Source organism: Paenibacillus sp. Soil766 (genome assembly GCF_001428105.1).
Lineage (GTDB): Bacteria > Bacillota > Bacilli > Paenibacillales > NBRC-103111 > Paenibacillus_E.
Window position 1 is genome coordinate 74193 of sequence record NZ_LMSJ01000011.1, and the last position, 21545, is coordinate 95737.

15 protein-coding genes are annotated in these 21545 nt (G+C 43.6%); all 15 read left to right on the top strand.

What is annotated here, in order from left to right:
- Positions 1-152 precede the first annotated feature (152 nt).
- The 15 genes from ASG89_RS09170 (at position 153) to ASG89_RS09240 (ending at position 21490) form a co-directional block, all read left to right on the top strand.
- Positions 153-1184, top strand: a complete 1032-nt coding sequence (locus ASG89_RS09170) for a glycoside hydrolase family protein (protein ID WP_235549673.1) — start codon at positions 153-155, stop codon at positions 1182-1184.
- Between the two features lie 110 nt (positions 1185-1294).
- Complete coding sequence (locus ASG89_RS09175) at positions 1295-2239, top strand: carbohydrate ABC transporter permease (protein WP_057310283.1); 945 nt, start codon at positions 1295-1297, stop codon at positions 2237-2239.
- 57 nt (positions 2240-2296) lie between these two features.
- Positions 2297-3085: a carbohydrate ABC transporter permease gene (locus tag ASG89_RS09180; protein ID WP_057310339.1), complete on the top strand. Its 789-nt coding sequence runs from the start codon at positions 2297-2299 to the stop codon at positions 3083-3085.
- A 121-nt stretch (positions 3086-3206) separates the two neighbouring features.
- Positions 3207-4562, top strand: a complete 1356-nt coding sequence (locus tag ASG89_RS09185) for an ABC transporter substrate-binding protein (RefSeq protein WP_063867803.1) — start codon at positions 3207-3209, stop codon at positions 4560-4562.
- 104 nt (positions 4563-4666) lie between these two features.
- Positions 4667-6400, top strand: a complete 1734-nt coding sequence (locus ASG89_RS09190) for a sensor histidine kinase (RefSeq protein WP_057310285.1) — start codon at positions 4667-4669, stop codon at positions 6398-6400.
- Positions 6401-6407: 7 nt separating this feature from the next.
- A complete protein-coding gene (locus tag ASG89_RS09195) occupies positions 6408-8012 on the top strand; it encodes a response regulator (RefSeq protein ID WP_057310286.1) in 1605 nt (534 codons plus the stop codon).
- A 158-nt stretch (positions 8013-8170) separates the two neighbouring features.
- Complete coding sequence (locus ASG89_RS09200) at positions 8171-9901, top strand: sensor histidine kinase (protein ID WP_057310287.1); 1731 nt, start codon at positions 8171-8173, stop codon at positions 9899-9901.
- A gap of 17 nt (positions 9902-9918) precedes the next feature.
- Positions 9919-11520: a response regulator gene (locus tag ASG89_RS09205; RefSeq protein ID WP_057310288.1), complete on the top strand. Its 1602-nt coding sequence runs from the start codon at positions 9919-9921 to the stop codon at positions 11518-11520.
- Positions 11521-11659: 139 nt separating this feature from the next.
- A complete protein-coding gene (locus tag ASG89_RS09210; protein WP_057310289.1) occupies positions 11660-13168 on the top strand; it encodes an ABC transporter substrate-binding protein in 1509 nt (502 codons plus the stop codon).
- 101 nt (positions 13169-13269) lie between these two features.
- Positions 13270-15555 (top strand): glycoside hydrolase family 2 protein, encoded by a 2286-nt coding sequence (locus ASG89_RS09215; protein ID WP_057310290.1) that lies wholly within the window; start codon positions 13270-13272, stop codon positions 15553-15555.
- Positions 15556-15736: 181 nt separating this feature from the next.
- Positions 15737-16669: an ABC transporter permease gene (locus ASG89_RS09220; RefSeq protein ID WP_157276579.1), complete on the top strand. Its 933-nt coding sequence runs from the start codon at positions 15737-15739 to the stop codon at positions 16667-16669.
- Positions 16670-16680: 11 nt separating this feature from the next.
- Positions 16681-17571 (top strand): carbohydrate ABC transporter permease, encoded by an 891-nt coding sequence (locus ASG89_RS09225; RefSeq protein WP_057310291.1) that lies wholly within the window; start codon positions 16681-16683, stop codon positions 17569-17571.
- A 39-nt stretch (positions 17572-17610) separates the two neighbouring features.
- Positions 17611-19893 carry a beta-glucosidase gene (locus ASG89_RS09230; protein ID WP_057310292.1) on the top strand — a complete coding sequence of 761 codons (2283 nt, stop codon included), beginning with the start codon at positions 17611-17613 and terminating at the stop codon, positions 19891-19893.
- 440 nt (positions 19894-20333) lie between these two features.
- Complete coding sequence (locus tag ASG89_RS09235; protein ID WP_057310341.1) at positions 20334-20936, top strand: molybdenum cofactor guanylyltransferase; 603 nt, start codon at positions 20334-20336, stop codon at positions 20934-20936.
- Positions 20936-21490, top strand: coding sequence for a hemerythrin domain-containing protein (locus ASG89_RS09240; RefSeq protein ID WP_057310293.1), 555 nt, complete (start codon positions 20936-20938; stop codon positions 21488-21490). Before ASG89_RS09235 ends, ASG89_RS09240 begins: the two co-directional genes overlap by 1 nt.
- Positions 21491-21545 lie beyond the last annotated feature (55 nt).

Below are 21545 nucleotides of genomic sequence, written 5' to 3' on the forward strand. Positions count from 1 at the left end.
AAGAGAGAGCAGCTCTTTATACTAAGATCAGATACTTGCTTGTAAAGGAGAGGCTGACATGTCAGGCCACTCAATTTGGATGAAGGAAGCGAAGCACATTGGTGTTATGGTGCATTATTTAAGTAGCAGATTAGAAGGGTGTGTGAAGTAAGATGTTGCATGAAAATATGCTGCCTGCCCCTAGCAATGGCGGCTTTCGTATGGAAGGTTATTGGGTATGGTGCGGTTCGGTTATTAAAGGAGAAGATCATCGGTATCACATGTTTGCATCGCGGTGGTCTAAAGAGCTGCCTATGCACCCGGGCTGGTTAGTAGCTTCTGAGATTGTGCGAGCTGTTTCGGATACACCAGAAGGACCTTATCAGTTTGTTGAAGTTGTTTTGCCTGCTAGAGGAGCTGAATACTGGGATGGAAGAAGCACGCATAATCCACAGATCCTTAAGCATAGGGACACCTACATCTTGTTCTACATGGGTTCCACTCATCCCTTCCAAGACGTATCGTCAGATGAGCAGTTCGACTTAGATGATCCTAGAACAATTGTTGCTCGTTCCAATAAGCGGATCGGTATCGCTACTTCCAAAAGTTTGGAGGGGCCTTGGGAGCGTCGGGATCATCCGATCTTACAGCCGCGTCCAAGCAAGTTTGACAACTTCTTCACATCCAATCCAGCACCATGTATTCATGATGACGGTTCTGTATTGCTTGTATATAAAGCAAGAACGTACAAGCAGCGGCCTTATCCGGCGTTCCTGCACAGTTTTGAAATGTCTTTCGGAGTAGCGCGCGCCGAGCATTACCTGGGGCCATATACGGCGTTGTCCGATGAGTCTATTTTCCCGATCGACACGTTTAACTTGGAAGATCCATTTATATATCAAGTGCCTGGCGGTTATGAAATGATCGCCAAGGATATGACAGGCAACATCTGCGGGGAATACCATGGCGGAATTATTGCGAGATCGAAGGATGGCGTGAAATGGGAAGCTCTACAAGGGCAGAAATCTTATACTCGCATAATTAAATGGGAAGATGGTACGGAACGTAGAATGGGAAGCCTGGAACGGCCATTCATCTTGTTTCATGATCAGAAACCGACACATATGTTCTTTGCGACAGCAGATGGTCCTGGCGAATTTACCAATGCCGTAAACACATGGAACATGGTAATACCGTTAAAATAAGCATCTGCAAGCAGCACGCTCTTGTGAAATGAGTCCCTCGTTGCAGGGGGTTATTATGACTATGATTACATCACATGAAGACAGTACAGGAATCAGAGGTGAGAGGGACGATGGAAAGTATAATCAGTGAAGTAGATGTAAAGAATGTAACGCCAATAAAAAACAAGAGATTGTTCTGGACGAATCGTCGAAGAGAAGCCGCTGTAGGGTTGTTTTTCGTCGCGCCAGAGTTCCTTGGAATACTATTGTTAGGGGTTTTCCCGCTCTTCTTTTCGCTTTATTTGAGCTTTACGGAATGGAACCTGGTAGGCGGGATAAGCGCAATTCATTTTATCGGCTTGGACAACTATAGGGAGTTGTTGCATGACGGCAAATTACTCTTTTCGCTTAAAAACAATGCGATCTATACGCTAGTTACGGTTCCTATTGGAATGGCATTGGGATTTATTCTTGCTGTACTCATTAATTCTGCTGTCTACCTGAAAGAGTACTTTAAAGTTGTGTTCTTCATTCCATATATCGCGACAGGTGTTGCCGTGGCGACCATTTTCACCGCATTGTTTCATCCTTCCAGAGGGCCGGTTAATCATTTTCTGATGCAGATTGGTATTTCGAATCCGCCAAAGTGGCTTGGAAGTACCGACTATGCACTATGGGCAATCATTATCGTGGCAATCTGGATGCAAATTGGTTACAACATTGTCATCTATATGGCTGGATTAACGAATATACCGGAGGATTTATACGAATCAGCACAAATCGACGGAGCTTCGTGGATGCAGCGGTTGGTGAAGATTACACTGCCAATGCTGGGGCCGACAACGTTCTTTTTAAGCATTACCTCGATTGTTGCTTCATTTAAAGTGTTTGATTTGATTGCATTTTTGACGCAAGGTGGGCCTAATAACGCCACGAATGTCCTCGTGTACTATATTTATGAAGAAGGCTTCAAAAATTTCAGAATGGGCTATGCCTCGGCGCTGTCCTGGGTATTGTTTCTCATAATTGCTGTCGTGACGTCCATAACCTGGCGGCTTCAGAAAAAACAATTTTAGAAGGGAGGTTGTGCAGTGAGTACAAAGGTATTATCGAAAAGTATTATTACGGCATGTATGGGGCTCCTGTCACTCTTATTCTTGTCACCTTTAATTTGGATGCTGTCAGCTGCTTCCAAGGTTGAGGTGGATGTCATGGCATATCCGATTCAATGGATACCAAAACATTGGAATTTGATTGCAAATTTTAAAACGGTATGGTTCGGTCATGTTCCCTTTGGCTTGAACTACTTCAACTCGCTGAAGCTTTCACTTATTATGACATTATTTACGCTGCTTTTTGCTTCCATGGCGGGGTTTTCCTTTTCAAAGCTGAATTTTCCTTTTAAGAACCAAATCTTCATTTTGTTACTGTCCTTCTATTTAATTCCATCCGAATCTACGCTCGTACCTCGATTTATTATGATTAGATGGCTGGGACTCTACGATACGCACGCTGCCTTGATTCTAATGGGTTCTTTCACCATTGCATTGACCTTCTTGATGAGACAGTTTATGTTAAGCATTCACCATGAATATCTGGAAGCTGCACAGATTGACGGTGCTGGATATTTGCGTATATATTGGCAGGTCGTTCTACCCATGGCCAAGCCAATTATTGCGACCGTCGGTATTTTAAAATTTTTGTGGACTTGGAATGAATATCAAAATCCGCTAATCTTTCTAATGAATCAAAAATTGTTTACAATCCCGCTTGGGATGGGGGCTTTTAATGACGAATACGCGAGCAGCTACGCAATAACGATGATGGCTTCGGTCTCAGCGATTATTCCATTGGTCATCATTTTTATCGTCTTGCAGAAACAAGTAATTAATGGAATTGCCGGTGGCGGGGTAAAAGGATAGCACGATAAAGTGCACGAGATCATCAAGAAAGTGCACACAATGAAAGAATTAAACCGATTACAATAGCCTTAGCAACATAGTCTAAACTAAGTTAATCATAGGGGGAATAAGCGTGAAAGTAATGAAAATGTTAGTAGTGTCCGGTCTTGCAGTTTCCATGTTGGCTGCATGCGGCAAACAAGAAACATCTCAATCAACGCCGAAAGAAACAAATGCAGCTGCAACGGCAGCATCTGCAGCTTCCAAAGGTCCAGTAACGATCAAGTACTATAACTGGGCGACAGGTCCTTCGATTGATCAAATCAATCAGATTATCACTAACTTTGAGAAGAAAAATCCCAATATTCATGTTGAAAATGTGCAGCTTGTGAACAATGGAAACTCGGTTGAGTTTTACAAGAAACTTGACCTTATGGCGGCTTCCGGCGAGCCAATCGACGTAGCAGATTTCTCCAATGTAGACTTTGTCACTGAAAGGGCTGCTCGTGGCGTACTTGAGCCGCTTGACGAATACTTGAAGAAGGACAACATCAACGTCGACGAAACCTACTATATGACACCGAAACTAGATGCCAAAGTGTACGGACTGGAGAATAGCAGCCAATTGTGGTTGGTCGCGATTAACAAGGATGCACTTGACGCCGCTAAGCTACCGGTTCCAACATGGGGTTGGACATGGGATGATTTCCGAGAGTATGCGAAGAAGATGACCAAAGGTAGCGGAGATTCCAAGCAGTATGGCGCGTTCTTCTTCACTTGGGGTGAGTATGCGAATATGTCAGCGTTTATGGAACTGCCGCATCCTTACTTGAAGAAAGATCAAACGCCTGTTTTCGGCGACGAGTCGTTCAAGAATTTCTTTAATCTTCGTCGTGCTATGGAAAAGGATGATCAATCCGTTAAACTGTACTCAGACGTTATCGGAGGTAAGCTGCGTTATGATTCCGAGTTCCTTAGCGGTAAGGCGGCTATGATTCCAACGGCTAACTTTGTTGTGAACTTGATAAAGGATACGGCTAAATTCCCGCACACCTTCAAAACTGTGTTTGCACCAATGCCAGTCTCTTCGAAAAATGTTGAAGTGGGTACATCCAATCTTGGAGGCAGTTTCGTCAGCGTAGGCAAAAGCTCGAAGTATAAGCAAGAATCCTATGAATTTGTTAAATACATGACACAGCAAATGGATGTTATTCGTGATGTGCCAGGCGTGAAAAATGCTGACAAAGATAAAGTAATTAAAGCGGTTGTTGGTGACAAAACGGATTTGATCGATGTTGATTCCTTTTCTGCAACGCTGTTTGACAAGCGCATCAAGACTGTTTATGACCCGTCTTTCTCAACAGCGTATTCCAGCCAATTGAAGCCGGTATTAGAAAGCGGACTGAGCAAGTTCTTGCTTGACAATCTGACGCCAGAGGATGCGCAAAAGCAAATGATCGAAGAAGCAAACAAAATTATTCAACAAAATAAGAAATAAGGATAAGGGCGGCCTGCAGGCTGCCTTTCTCTGTTCTCAAAAATATCGAAAAGGTATGCTATATTTGATCTATTGAAACGTTTGAGACAGGAGTTAACGTGTGTATGAACTGGCTAATGAGATTCTCATTTCACAGGAAAACCCAAATATCATTTGCAATTTTCATTTTGGTTCCGCTTACGTTGGTGACGATCTTCTCGTACTCCTTGATTAAAGGCGTTGTGATCGACAAAGTTCGTACCTCCAATCAGAGTGTTGTTAACGTTATATCATCAGATTTATCAAAAAATATAGAAGATATTATTTACGCTTCGTATTTGTTTAGCAACAAGGAAAGCAGCTTCTATAACGAGTTATTTGATTTTAAGGACGTCCAGAGACTAAACTCTTCAAGCGAGCTTTTTGCACAAAAGCGCATATCGGAATATTTGGATATGGCGTTTTCGAAAACATCAGGGCTCAGCACGCAAGTGTTCTTTGTGAACAAAGGCAATTTCGTTACGTACGCTGGGAATAATTCCTTGGACTACGAATATTTAAGACGATGGCTATCCCAAAATAAAATGAAGGTATTAGACAATTCGAGTTCCAGTCCTCTCATTTGGCTGAAAGGGGAAGGTCTGAAGCAGATTTATGCGAAGTCGATGGAATCGTTTTATTTTGCTGTGAAGGTTATTCGCGATCCAGATAACGGAGAATTGATCGGAACGTTGTTCGTAGGCATTCCAATGGATTATTTCGAACGGATGTTTGCAAGAAGTGGTACAGGCCAATTTCAATTGTTTACCTCTGAGGGAGAGTTGATTGAAAAGTATCCTAAAGAGCAGGTGCAGATGGACAGTCGGCACGAATTGGAGGTACAAACGATAATACAGCGGGCTGACTGGAAACTGGTATACCAGATTTCCTCAGAAAAAATTACTGCGGAGATTTCTAAAGTGTTCGGTATTTATACTTTGATTTTATCTCTGTGTATACTCGCTTTTTTAATTATTTCAATATTTATCGCCAGAACGCTTCATACACCGCTGAACAAGCTTCGCAAAACAGCTGAACGATTCGGCAACGGCAATAGGCAAATACGGTTTCAAGTGAGCGGCAAAGATGAAGTAGCTGTGCTAGGGAATGCCTTTAATCATATGCTTGATCAAATCAATCTGCTTATCGAGGAAGTGGAGCAGGAGCAAGAAGAGAAGCGAATGATTGAGTTAGACGCGCTATTTTCGCAAATTCGACCTCATTTTTTACTCAATACGCTGAATTCAATCAAGTGTAACTTAGTGACAGAAGGCGACTCTGTCAATAGCAGGCAAATTGACGCATTAATGAGCCTGCTGCGAGCTTACATGATCGTCAATGAAAAATGTACATTGAAGCAGGAATGCAAGCTGCTGGGTGACTATGTCGAAATCATGCAAATGCGTAGCGAGATCCAAGTTGATCTTCACATTCAGCTCGACGAAGCACTGGAGTTTATGGAGGTTCCGCGCTTATGTCTGCAGCCGTTGGTGGAAAATGCCATCGTACACGGATTTGCAAATGAATCCGAGCAAGCTTGCATCTGGATTCGTGCACAGATCGATGGAAGTCGGTGCCTCATCGAAGTGAAAGACAATGGTGAAGGCATGAAGGAAACAGAAATGAAAGAACTGTTAGAAAGAGTGCTATTTTCCACTGTAGAGCCTCAAGATCCCAATCAACGGATTGGCTTGGCTAATGTATATAAGAGGTTAAGGTTAACTTTTGGCTATGATCTTAGCATGGACATCCGGTCTAATGAATATGGCGGTACGTCGGTGATTTTCGGTTTTAACACACTAGGTACGCCGGAGAGGTGAGTCAGTCATGATAAAAGTGATGCTAGTTGATGATGATGCTCCGATGTTCAGGTTTTTGCGATCACTGATCCCATGGGAAGAAATGGGGTTGCAAATCATCGCAACGGCCCAATCAGGAGTTAAGGCGATGCAATTTTTTCAAGAATCAATGCCTCATTTGGTAATTACTGATATTGGAATGCCCAAAATGAATGGCATCGAGCTTGCAAACCAGCTAAAGCAGATTAAGCCTGATGTGAGAATTATCTTTCTTACCTGTCATGCAGACTTTCATTATGCCAAAAAAGCGGTCCAAGTGAACGCAGACGATTACTTAATCAAAGATGAACTAACGTCGGACATGCTTAAGCAAAGTATTGAGAAAACAGTCAAACTGATGGGGTTCATGCAGAATAGAACCGAGAACTTATTATACCGGGAAGAGGTTGACAGAAACAGTGATCTTTTAATGAGATCGTTTTGGAAGCAAATCCTAACCGGGGATCATTCCGACACTGTTTTGAACTCGGGTAGAAGACTTGGCATCGACTGGAAGGCTCCCTATTTTTTACTGGGCATGTTTCATATTGATTTTGCTTCACTCACTCGTTGTTACGGCTTGCAGGATAAACAGCTTATTTATTATGCGGTATACAATATTGCCAGAGAGCTAGCCTCTGCTGTCAGCGGTTTATCAGTTTTTGCAAGCGAGGAGTTAGAGTTATATATGGTCATGAACTATCAGCGAAATTTGGCGGTCAACGTCCCAGAGGACTTTCGCCGATTTGCTGGTGATTTAAGTGACAAGGTGGAACATTACTTGAAGCTTGCCAGTTATTTTGTAATGAGTTATGAGTTTAGTGGCGTATCTGGGATAGCCAAGACGTATGAAGATTTGAAAGCGTATGATAGAGGGTTATTTTATGATACAGCTTCGATTCAGATGATGTCATCCAGAGAACCAGAAGCATTCATGAATACCTTTAATCCTCAAGGGGAAATCCTCAAGGAAACGTTGCTTCAGAAGTTTCGCGACCATGACTTTGAAGGCTTTGCCCAAGAAATGAATCATCTTGAGAAAAGGCTGTCAGTCGATAAGCCAACGCCTTCATCGATTAGGGTCCATCTCTCCCAGTGGGTAAGGCTGATTGAATATGAAGCAGGGTACGAAGTCGAACGTACTTTGTTCTATCAGGGCTTGGACGGTACGGTGCGGCTGCAAGAGTTGATTCAGAGCATTAATGGGCGTATTCAAAGAATGATGTCAGATAGCGGTGAGGGAGAAACAGCCGGAATTGATAAACAAAAGCTGCAATTGATTGACCGTTACATCATGGAGCATTTATCAGAAACGATCTCCTTAGTGTCGATTGCCAATCATTTGTACCTGAATCCTAGTTATTTTTCTAGGTACTTTAAGAAAATGACCGGAGTCAATTTCACGGATTACGTAAATCAATATAAGATGAATTTGGCTCTGCAGATGTTAAAAAACAAAGAGATATCTGTCGAAATAATCGCAGCCAAGTTGGGTTATTCCGATCGTACATACTTTTCTAAAGTCTTTAAGAAATACAATGGCCTAAGCCCAGTTGATTTTAAAAATAAGGGCAGGAATTATCAGAAGTTATAATGTCGTGAAATGCACAACCCGATGTCGTTAAAACGGTAGAGTAGCATCGCGAATTTTGTTATGATTCAAGAATCGCAAAAAAACCGACAATAGGAAGATGAACAGGACTGTCGAGCCCGTCTCGACAGTCTTTTAATTAACCATACGGGGGAGCAGAAATGAAAATTCTTCATATTTCATGGAATTCGATACGTTTCAAGCTGGTGGTGGGACTGCTGCTTGTGACGGTCCCACTCATCACATTACTCCTTTACAATAATTTTTATAGTATTCGAGTCGTTCATAATCAAGTTGCACTATCTAATAAAAATTTGATCTCGTTGTATATGGGACAGATCGACACGCAATTAAGAGATGCAGAGCGGAATCTGATCGGGTTAGTGACTTCCGATTATGATATTCAGTCCATGAACATCCCTAATTCAGAAGACGAATACCAACTGGCGAAGCACAGTGTTTCGAATAAATTATCAAGCGATATTCTTCTTTATAAATCCATTGACGCTTTCTTTGTGTATTCTGACACACGCAACGATCTACTGGATGTATTTAAATTGAACATTGAGTTTGCCGAACGGGATCGGGTTGAACAGGAGTTACATGGGATTTTAGGCAGCCATCCGGACTTTGCGGAGACGGAAAGCCGATGGTTTGTGAGAAAAATCGGACAAGACTTCTATGCACTGCGTATTCTTCGGTCGGGTGATCTCTACATCGGAGCTTGGGTAAATGCGAAGACACTGCTGATCCCGCTGAATCTGATCGATTTGGGAAAAGAGGGGAGCACTCTTCTCGTAAGTAAAGCGGGAGAGCTCATGATAAGTACGAAATCGCTGCCAGATGAGCAGATCGATTTTACAAAAGGTTTTGACCAGTATTATATGTCTGGCGAGAAGAATAGTTTGCTGGTCGTCGGGGAACCTTCACAGGAAGGTAATTTTAGCCTAGTAGCAGTTATTGAGGACAAGCAAATCCTGCAAAACCTACCGAATTTATCTCACCTGACGTTGTTTATTTCGGTGATTTCCATTGCGTTATTACCTTTGAGTCTCTTTTTTCTTCGTCATATTCTGTTGGTTCCTTTAAAACGATTGATTATGGTTATGAAAAGGATTAATGACGGGAATGTCAATGTTCGGATTGAATCTCATAAAGCTTCTGATGAAATTCTACTGGTGAATCAAACATTCAATCATATGATGGCGCAGATCGAGGAACTCAAGATTCATGTGTACGAGGAGCAACTCAGCAAACAGAAGGCGGAGCTTCAACACTTGCAGCTTCAAATTAATCCGCACTTTTTTATGAATTCGTTAAACATCTTGTTTAACCTGGCTCAAGTGAAAAACTACGAGTTGATTCAGGAGATGACCCTATGCTTGGTCCGTTACTTCCGGTTTATGTTTCAAAGCAATCTAACGTTTGTTTCTCTTCGTGAAGAGCTTCAGCATGTCCGTAATTACGTTCGCATTCAAGAGCTGAGATTCCCCGCAAGCCTCACGTGTTCGATCGATGTACCAGATTTCTTGGAGAACATCCCGATTCCTCCTCTCGTGATACAGTCATTCTTGGAGAATTCGATTAAGTATAGTGTGACGCTGGAAGAACCAGTTTACATCTCCGTTTCAATTGATTTAAAAGAAAATGGTCTGAATCCGTACATTGAGATTGTTATTGGGGATACGGGAAAAGGATTTTCAGAGCACGTTCTATCGATGATTCGTTCGGGGAATACAGTTCACGACGAACAAGGAGAGCATATCGGGATTTGGAATGTTCAGAAGAGATTGCAGCTTCTGTACGGAGGGAAAGCATCTATTTCCTGTTACAATGGATATCCTCAAGGCGCAGTTGTCGAAATCAAGCTGCCTTATGAAACGGTGTTATAAGATAAGGGGGAAACATCATGCTTCATCTCCTCATTGTGGACGATGAGATTCACGCTGTTGAAGGAATCCGTTCCGGCGTCAATTGGGAAAGACTTGGGATTTCGTCCGTATTTTCCGCTTTTACGGTGAAACAAGCTAAAGAAGTATTCGATAGCGAGCGGATCGATATTATGCTTTGCGATATTGAGATGCCACAAGCGAATGGGCTCGAGTTAACAGAGTGGGTTAACGAAAAGCACCCTCAGACATTGACTATTTTCCTTACCTGTCATGCGGATTTCAAATATGCGAAGCAAGCGCTCCAACTTGGAAGCATCGATTATATTCTTAAACCGATTCCGTTTACTGAACTAGAGAAAACAATCCAAAAAGCGATAGATAAAATTCAAAAGGATTCGGAGCAAGCTCAGTTCAGTCAATACGGTCAATTCTGGTTCCAGCACCAGCCCATGCTGATCGAGCGCTTCTGGATCGATCTGATCCATCAAGCAATTCCCCCTGCAGCGGAAGCGGTTCGCAATGCTGCCGCGGAGCGGAACATTCCTTATGATGAAGCGATGACGGTTGTCCCTGTACTTCTCAGTGTGCAACGGTGGCATAAGAAGTTAACTTTGCGCGAAGAGAAAATTATGGAATATGCGCTTAAGAATGCCGCAGAAGAATTGATAGTCGGCAATAAACAGAACGGTCAAGTCATTGCGCTCGACAGCGGAAGACTGCTTGCCATATTACCAGCAGACAACCATGCGGAGTTCGAAATACTCTTAAAAAATAAGTGCGAAAGCTATATCGAAGCTTGCGGTCAGTATTTTTATTGTGATCTTTCTTGTTATATCGGGTCACCTATACACGGTCAAGACATGTATGCGATGGTTAATCAGCTGCGTGATGTTGAGAAAAGTAATGTCGCCTACAACAACAAAGTGTTTCATATTTCCAACTTCCAAGTCCAATTCACTCATCACGAACTTCCAAATATGGGGTTATGGGCGGTTATGCTGAAGGAAGGGGAGTTTTCCAAAGTACTGCAAGAAGCAATCACGTATTTGGAGCAAAAAGTGCAGCAAGATCGGTTGGATGCGAACCTGCTCCAACTTTTTTATCAAGATTTTCAGCAGATGATGTATGTAGCCCTTCAAAATAAAGGCATTCAAGCACATCAATTGTTTAGCGATCCTATTTCATTGAACTTTACTGAAACAGCGACCCGTTCGGTGACGAACTTACTTTCGTGGATGAACCATACGATGAGCAGAGCGGTGGAATTCCTAGGCTCCATTGAGCAATCGGAGAGTGTGGTTAATCGCGTCATCTCCTACATTAAACTTCACATCGCCGAGGATTTGTCACGTGAAGATATTGCTAATCATGTATTTCTCAATCCCGATTATTTGACCCGCATCTTTAAGAAAGAGACTGGGCTTGCTATCTCTGACTATCTCTTTCAAGAGAGACTTAAGCTTGCGCAAGAGCTGCTCGTCAAGACTGATATGCCGATTAGTGCCGTTGCATCACATATTGGATATGCGAATTTTTCGCATTTCTCCCGCATGTTTAAGAAGCATACCGATATGAATCCCAACGAATATCGTCAACTGCACCAGCAACGGGAGCTGTGACTATAGTCGGCAAATGCATAATGAAAAGTCGTGAACGGGGCAGAGGATAAGGAAGGGTGAAGGTAAAATAAACTTATCGCCGATGAATCCTAAGCGCCATTTCTGAAAGCGAGCAACACTATGTAAATGGGGGAAAACCATGAGAAAAAGCATAAAGTCGGCAAGTGCACTCATTCTTGGATCGATGATCGTATTAACTGCATGTGGAGGTAATGACGCTAGCAGCACGCCTTCCGCAGGAGAGGCATCCTCGATGCCTACAGAGAAAACTGCGGAGTTGAACGTAGCTTTCCCTGTGATCGGAACGATCCCTAAAGACATGTCACTTGTTCAGGGTGCGATTAACAAAATCACGCAGCAGAAAATCAATGCGACAGTGAAACTAACCCCAATTAGTTATGGAAACTGGGATCAACAATTGAACCTGATGCTGAGCAGTAATGAGAAGCTAGATCTCATGATTGTCGGGAACAATAATTACAGCAGTTTGGTTGTGAAAGGGCAAATTATTGCGCTTGATAAGCTTCTTGGGCAGCATGGCCAAGGAATCACGAAAACGATGGATCCTGCCTACTTAAATGCGACTAAAATTAACGGATCTATCTACGCGATTCCAACGATTCGCGACTTTGCTTCTAGTCAAGGGATAACCATGCGTAAGGATCTCGTCGACAAGTATCATATTGATGTCAATAGCATACGTACGCTCGACGATGTTGAAGCAACATTGAAGACGATTAAAGCAAATGAACCGAATATGACGCCGCTGATTCCAGGTAACATTGGGGTCTCCATTCTCGACAGGTACCGCACGTATGATGATCTTGGTGATTCTATGGGTGTTCTGCCGAATTACGATAATAACTTGAAAGTCGTCAATTTATATGAGACTGAGGAATATGCGCAGCTTCTCAAAAAGATTAGAGGCTGGTACAGTTCGGGACTGATTTTGAAAGATGCAGCAACAAACAAAACTTCACAGTATGATTTCATCAAGTCGAATCGGGCATTCGCCTATCTGGCTAATATGAAATTAGGCTTCGAGCAATCGGAATCAACTGCTGCGGGTACTCCTTTGGTTACATCAACCTTGGTACAACCTGTATCGAGAACAGCGAGCGTTATCAATGTGATGTGGGGAATTCCGATTAATTCCAAAGCGCAAGAAAAAGCGATGGATTTCATGAACCTGATGTATACGGATAAAGACATCGTGAACTTGTTCAACTGGGGCATTGAAGGACAGCATTACGTTGTGAAATCAGATAACGTGATCGACTTCCCTCAAGGCATAGATGCGAAAACCTCAGGTTACAACTTGAATATGGGTTATTTATTCGGTAATCAATTCTTGTCTTATGTATTTAACGGGAATGATCCAAAGATTTGGTCAAATATGGATCAATTCAATAAATCAGCGTTAAAATCCAAGGCGCTGGGCTTCACGTTTGATGCAAGTGCGGTCAAGACGGAATATGCCGCGGTGGCGAGTGTTGTTACGCAATATAAACTTCCGCTTGAAACAGGCAGCGTTGATCCGGAGAAGACCTTACCAGAATTCATCGCTAAGCTGAAATCCGCTGGAATTGATAAAATTATTGCGGAGAAGCAAAAACAGCTGGATGCATGGGCGAAAAGCAGCAAATAAGCCACCGGTTCCCCAATGCCCATCAACTTGCAGGTTGATCGGGCATTTTTTTTACGCCATTTTCACACGCAAATCTATTTTTAAGAAAAGAGGATACCGATATGTATAAATCGAGTCAACTAAATGATTGCTGGATGTTCACCAAAGAAAATGATCCTGCTTATGCTAGTGAAAAATTAAAAGAATGGCAAATGGTTACGCTGCCGCATACATGGAATGATAAGGATGGTCAAGGCGGAGAAGAGCCGTATCACCGCGGCGCGTGTTGGTATCAGAGAGAGCTGGAGATTGACGAGGCAGCGCTAGGCAAACGCTATTACCTAGAGATCGGAGCAGCCGGTAATATTGGTCATGTGTATATTAATGGCCAGCTTGCAGGGGAGAGCCGCTGTGGATACGCGATGTTCCGTGTATCTTTAAATCCGTATTTAAAAGCCGGGGGCAATCGGATCTCGATTCAGGTTGATAATAGCTATGATAACGAAGTTTATCCGCTGCTCGCCGATTTTACATTCTTCGGAGGGCTCTACCGCGAGGTGAAGCTTTTAGTTATGGACGACATCCACTTTGATGTGATGGACAACGGACGCGACGGTGTCTATCTTACTCAGACTTCTCTTGGTGAAGAGAGGTTTCAACTCGATGTTCATGGGCGGATCGTGAATGAATTTTCAAGATCAGTACAGGCATCTGTAGAGGCCGAACTCAGGGATCATCTGGGAAATACCGTTTGGCAGGACAACTCGATACTTGCCCTAATGGCGAATAGCGAGTTTGCTTTTAAAGGGGAGATAAGTAGTCCTGTTCTATGGAACGGCATAGAACAGCCTTACTTATATACGGCATTCATTTCAGTTAAAGTGCAAGGACAAGTCATCGATTCGCGTCAAATCGAAATTGGATTTCGAACAGTTGAGTTGTCTTCCGAACGTGGGGTCATTTTGAACGGTAAGCCAATCAAAATCAATGGGGTGTGCCGACATCAGGACTTCGGCGGCGTAGGCAATGCGATCACCAAAGAGCATATGGATCTCGATATGGATATCATCCGGGAGGTAGGCGTCAATAGCATTCGGCTCGCGCACTATCAGCATGATGACTACTTCTACAGCCTTTGTGACCGATACGGGCTCCTGGTATGGGCTGAAATTCCGTACATTAGCATTCCGTCCACGAAAGATCTGGAAAGCCGCAACGCCGTCGAACAATTGGAGCGCCTGATCAAGCAAGCGTATAATCACAGCTCTATCTACTGCTGGGGTGTTCAGAACGAAATTACAATCGCTGTGGAAACAGAAAATACGTATCGAACGATCCAGAAGCTGGTCGACATGACTAGGCAATTGGACCGCAGCCGTTTCGTCGTTCAGGCGAATATTAACGGGGTGGCGGATGACAGCATCATCAATAGTTTTACGGATCTTGTCGGCTATAATCTCTATTACGGCTGGTATTATGGGGAGATTGATGATCTTGGCACGAGACTGGATGAATTCCATCGGACAAGTCCGAACGTTCCCGTGCTAGTTTCCGAATACGGCGTGGACACCAACCCGAACTATCACTCCTACAAACCGAAAGTTCAGGATTACACAGAAGAGTATCAGCTTAAGTTTCATCATAATGCGCTGCAAACGTTCCAGGAGAGGCCTTATGTGCTTGGCGGGTACGTGTGGAACATGTTTGATTTCGGAAGTGCGAACCGGAATGAAGGCGGGGAGAAGGGTAAAAATTTGAAAGGGCTCGTGACCATCGATCGAACCTTGAAAAAGGATTCCTTCTATTTGTGCAAGGCTTATTGGTCCCAAGATCCATTTGTGTACCTCGCCGGGCGCCGATTCATTCATCGACATCAGGAACGAAATGACATCAAGGTTTTAACGAATATGAACCATATCCGTGTATATCACAATGATGAGCTGCTCGCAGAGATGAGAGGCAGTGAGCGTGTATTTGAAGTGAAAGATGTTACGTTAGTTCAAGGAGAAAACCGCATTCGCGTAGAGGGTATTCAAGCAGACGTGGTTCATGTCGATGAAATGGTCTTGATCCCTGTCATGGAAGCGAATCAGAGTTACATTCATGTGAAAGAAGAGAAAACCAAGCATGTGGTCAATTGGTTTGAGAACTTCGACCTGTCCGGAGATGGCCAGATTGAACTTAAAGATGGCTGCTTCTCCATCTATGATACCATTGAAGACCTCTACACCCATGTTGATGCGAAAGCGGTATTTCTCAAATATTTTGGGCATACGACAAATAACCCGTTCTTCGAGGTGACCAAAGGAGTCATGTCAATTGAGAAGATGTCACAGCTTGCATTTTACGAAATTCCATTAGAATTGCTGTCGGTTATTCAAAAGGAATTAAACATCATCCCGAAATAATCATTTATTGCCTCGCTCGGTCCATGCCGCCAGTGAGGCTTTTTTATTCGAAATAATCCAATGGTCGGCAAAGTGCAATTCGGAAGTCGTAGGAACGGTAGTGAGTAGAACAGGCAATCGATTACTATGAGAATATGTAAAGAGACCTAACATCTTGCCGAAACTGAAAGGGGAAACAAGAATGAAAATGCATACGCAGAGCTTGGCGGCGAAGAGAATATGGAAGTATAGTCCGCTCTATCTTATGATGCTGCCCGGGCTTGCCTATTTGTTAATCAACAACTATTTGCCAATGTTCGGACTTGTCATTGCTTTCAAAGACATTAATTTCGCGAAGGGTATTTGGGGGAGTGACTGGGTTGGATTTCAGAATTTTAAATTCCTTTTCCAAACGTCAGACGCCTATATCATTACGCGGAATACGCTTCTATACAATGCGGCATTTATCGTCATTGGGCTTGTCGTTGCTGTTGCTTTCGCTATTTTACTTAATGAGATCAAAAGTAAATTTGCTTCCCGACTCTATCAAAGTCTAATTATTTTACCATTCTTGATCTCCATGGTTTTGGTTAGTTATTTAGTATTTTCCATGCTTAGTATGGAGAATGGTTTTATGAATAAGACGGTATTGCCGCTGCTCGGCATTGATCCAATCGCATGGTACAACGAGCCGAAATATTGGCCTGTCATACTAACCTTAGTCCATACCTGGAAAGGGGCCGGTTATGCTTGTATTATTTACCTCGCCGCCATTATCGGCATTGACACAGAGTATTACGAAGCCGCGACCCTAGACGGTGCATCCAAATGGCATCAAATTCGTTTAATTACCATTCCGTTGATTACCCCCGTCATCATCATGCTGACACTTCTGCAGATCGGTCGCATTTTCTACTCGGATTTCGGCTTGTTCTATCAAGTACCTATGAATGCTGGTGCCTTATTCGATACGACGAACGTGATCGATACGTACGTATTCCGCGGACTTCTGCAACTCGGCAATATCGGAATGTCATCAGCAGCGGGCTTCTATCAGTCTCTGGTTGGATTCGTGCTGGTTATTGTTTCGAATTATGTTGTACGAAAAATAAATAAAGAAAATGCTTTGTTCTAAGGGGGATCATCATGCATAAAGAAAATCAAGGTTGGCAATGGGCAGCTCATACGGTGATGATCTTATTTTCGCTAACGTGCTTGCTTCCGTTCGCACTGCTCGTCATGTCCTCGATCACCGACGAGACTACCATTTTGCAAAACGGTTATTCTTTTTTTCCTAAACAGTTCAGTTTAACTGCCTATCAGTATTTATGGGAGCAATCATCGCTTATTTTTAACGCCTATGGGATTACCATTCTCATCACGATTGTTGGAACCGTGGCAAGCCTAGCTATTACGTCAATGCTTGCCTATCCGTTATCACGACGGGATTTACCGGGTGGAACGTTCTTCGCTTTCGTCTTGTTCTTCACGTTGTTGTTTAACGGAGGACTTGTTCCGACCTACTTGATCTACACGCAGCTACTGGATATGAAGAATACGCTTTGGGCGCTAATTATCCCAGGTTTGCTGATGAATGGCTTTAATGTACTCCTCATGCGGACGTTCTTCATGACAACGATTCCTGTGCCGGTGCTTGAGTCGGCTAGTATCGACGGTGCAACGGAATTTAAGATGTATTATAAAATCGTACTGCCTTTATCGCTGCCGATTCTGGCCACGGTCGGTTTATTCCAGGGACTGGCGTACTGGAACGATTGGAACAATGGTTTGATTTATGTGACAAATCCTAAATTGTTCAGCCTGCAAAATGTGCTCAATCGCATTATGAGCGACATTCAGTTCCTTGCTAGCAATGGCGAATTAAGTGCAAGTGCAGGGGCTAAGGTCGCCCAGCTGCCTAGCGAAACGTTCCGTATGGCCATCGCGGTTATTGCAGTTATCCCGATCCTCATTGCGTATCCGTTTTTCCAAAAGTATTTCGTGAAGGGTATGACCATTGGGGCTGTGAAAGGTTAATACGAAGTTAGGATCATAAATGAAAGGGGTAAAATACCGATGAAACGAGATTTAAAAGGCATCATAGCTGAAATGACCCTAGAAGAAAAGGCCGGGCTTTGTTCTGGTCTTGATTTCTGGAACACCAAAGGAATTGAGAGGCTGGGGATTCCCTCGATCATGATGACGGATGGGCCACACGGTCTTCGAAAACAGCGTGCTTCGGCAGATCATCTAGGGCTCTTCGACAGTGTGCCAGCCACATGCTTCCCATCCGCAGCAGGGCTAGCGACTTCTTGGGACAGAGATCTACTTCGCAAGGTAGGCGTTGCGCTCGGAGAGGAGTGCCAGGCAGAGGAAGTTGGGGTTCTACTTGGCCCTGGCGCCAATATCAAAAGATCACCGCTATGCGGGCGGAACTTTGAATATTTTTCGGAAGATCCGTATCTATCCTCTCAGATGGCAGCGGAACATATTCAAGGCGTTCAAAGCCAAGGCGTGGGGACATCCTTAAAGCATTTTGCTGCTAATAACCAGGAGCACCGCCGAATGTCTACGAACGCGGTTGTCGATGAACGCACACTGCGCGAGATCTATTTGGCAAGCTTCGAGGGAGCCGTTAAACAAGGTCAGCCGTGGACCGTGATGTGCGCTTATAACAAGCTTAATGGAGAGTTTTGCGCGGAGAACGAACGACTGTTGACCGATATTTTGAAGGAGGAATGGGGCCACGAGGGCTTTGTTGTTTCCGACTGGGGCGCAGTGAATGAGAGAGCTGATGGGTTGAAGGCAGGACTTGAACTGGAGATGCCTTCCTCCGCAGGAACGGGAGACCAGAAGATTATAGACGCGGTCAGAAGTGGGCGGCTCTCCGAAGAGAATCTTAATGTAGCTGTAGAACGACTATTACGTGTAATCTTTAAGGCAGTTGATTATAAGAAGCTGGACGCAACTTATGATGTAGAAGAACACCACCGCTTGGCTAGAGAAGTTGCTAGGGAAAGCATGGTTTTGCTAAAGAACGAGAACAACATTCTCCCATTAGCTAAAGAAGGACGCATTGCTGTCGTGGGGGCATTAGCCAAACAGCCTCGTTACCAAGGTGGTGGCAGTTCACACATCAAGCCGACGAAGTTGGACGACATCATTGAGGAGTTAACAAAGTCAGCAGGGAGCCAGGCAACGATAACTTATGCAAAAGGGTATGACCTGGACAGTGATGCTTCGGATTCAGCACAAATCGAAGAGGCTGCCCGGATTGCTGGAGGATCTGATGTTGTTGTTATTTTCGCTGGATTGCCTGAGCGTTATGAGTCGGAAGGTTTTGACCGCACACATTTGCGTATTCCAGACAACCAAATAAAGGTGATTGAAGCAGTCGGTGCGGTACAGAGTCGCGTAGTGGTCGTTCTCAGTAATGGTGCTCCGATTGAGATGTCTTGGCTCAGCAGCGTTAACGGTGTCTTGGAGGCCTATTTAGGTGGGCAGGCTATGGGCGGCGCAATTGCAGATCTCTTGTTTGGCGATGCAAATCCATGCGGTAAGCTAGCGGAGACATTTCCAGTGCAACTTAGTGACAATCCGTCTTATCTCTTTTTCCCAGGTGACGGAGATACGGTTACGTACAATGAAGGCATTTATGTCGGATATCGCTATTATGATACAAAGAAGCTGCGACCTCTTTTTCCATTTGGACATGGCTTAAGCTATACGAGTTTTGAATATTCCGATTTGACTGTTAATCAAACACATATTAAAGACAGCGACGAAATAATCGTTTCTGTTAAGGTGAAGAATTGTGGCACACTCGCGGGGAAAGAAATCGTTCAATTGTATGTTCGTGATGTTGCAAGTCGTGTATCCAGGCCGGATAAAGAACTAAAAGGCTTTGGGAAGGTCAGCCTCGAGCCGGGCGAAGAGAAGCAAGTGACGTTTACCTTAGATAAAAGAACCTTTGCCTATTACCACGTTGGACTCCAGGATTGGGTTGTCGAAACAGGTGACTTTGAGGTGCTCGTTGGTAAGTCATCTGCGGACATCGTTTTAAAGGAAACCGTTCATGTGATATCCTCCTTGGTCATACAGCCAACATTTACACGAAATTCAACGGTTGGTGATGTGTTGGAGCATCCCCAATTAGTGCCTGTTATTATGGAACTTGTGAAGCATTCTCCGTTTAGTTCCCCAGCAGACGTAGAAGGGGATGGTTTGAGCTCTGAGATGATGGCAGCCTTTCTTAAGTATTTACCGATTCGAGGGCTGGCTGCATTTAGCGGAGGTGCACTGACAGAAGACATGTTAGATAAGGTTATTCTTAATCTTAATAAGAAATCGCTTGTTTGATATACCTTGTTTCGTGTTCAAATTCAAGCGCCGCAACTATTGCGGCGCTTGAATTTTTTTAATAAAGAGAAGTCGTTAACGCGAAGTCATCGGCAACCACCCAGTTATCTATTTGGTGGTACTAGATGGATAAATAACCATAAATTGATATAATCCAAATACACCAGTAATCGTATATATCCCGTACTCTCCAACGGGTGATGAAATGACAAATTCGGAACACATCACCGTGATGTATGTGAACGAGCACTCCCAACTCGAGGCAATACCAAAATGGCTGCGTTCACTTCAATGGGTGAACGCAGCCATTTTATTTTAGGTGGAATGAATGATGAGTATCACAACAAGTATTGCAGGAGTGTGACATTTTTCACTTACAACCAATGTTATTTTGTCTAAAGTGGAACTATACATTAATTTTGAGAGGAGAAATGATGGATATGCTTTCAGGAGTTATTTTGGCCGGTGGAGCAAACCGTCGAATGAACGGAGAACTGAAGGCATTGCTTCCGTTTGGGGGAAAGCCTCTTATTGTTAGACAACTAGATTGTATGCGGGAAATATGCGATGAGTTGATTGTTGTAACCAATGATCCCAAACCCTATTTAAATAAAGTCGATCGTTCCGTTCGTATTATTACGGATTATTTCACGGACCATGGGCCTCTTGGCGGTATGCATGCGGCATTATCTCTTGCTAAACATGATTCTGTATGGGTCGTCGGGTGTGATATGCCTTTTATTTCCATTAGAGCTGCTCAATTGTTGTTGCAAAGAAAGCTGGATGGCTTCGAATCCGTTATTCCAGTGGTGGCTGGCGAGCTTTATCCATTGCACGGGATTTATGATCGAGCCTGCGCGTCGCATATCGTGCCTCTATTACATAGAGGGGAAACCAGAATTTCAGCGTTGCTAAACCATGTTTTTATGGGCGGACTAGGTGATCGATTCTTACTTGAGAACGGCGTAGATTTGAATTTTGTTTCCAATATCAAGACGGTTGAGGACTACGAAGCTATTGCTCACAAGAAAGGAGTACGATAATGAAAAACCGTATGGCGATACATTCCACAGGCTATACCTTGGGGATTGCTTCTTCAAACCCAGAGATGCTTGCTTTTGCTACGGATCGTTTAAGGGAAGAGCATGAAGAATTGAGGGAAAAGCTAAGGATGCTCGAAACGAGTGCCAAGGAACTGATTCTTTTGGATGATTCGGTGAAGGGCATACAGCTTGTCCAAGAGCTCAGCAAACAGACCGATCAATTTGTGGATGAGCTGGAACAACATTTGAAATGGGAGGAGCAGGAATTGTTTCCGTTCCTGTTAACATATTTTCATCGTCAATCGGTACCCTCTATTATGCCTTCTTTCTGGGTATTGGAAAAAGACCATGAACTTGGCATGTCATTTATCCAATCCTTTCAAGAAGCTGTAATTGTGGTAACACCTCTTATGGTGAAGAAGCGATTAGCGGAGGCGGCAGCGCAACTCTTACAAGCATGTTTGATATTAAATGACCACCTTACCCTGGAAGAACAACTTATTTTTCCATTAATGGAAAAAGTGTTGACAGATTTGGAATCCTTTTTCTCATAGAATCAATTGGTTATCGCCGAAATGCCGGCTCTATGGACATATTACAACTGCTTGA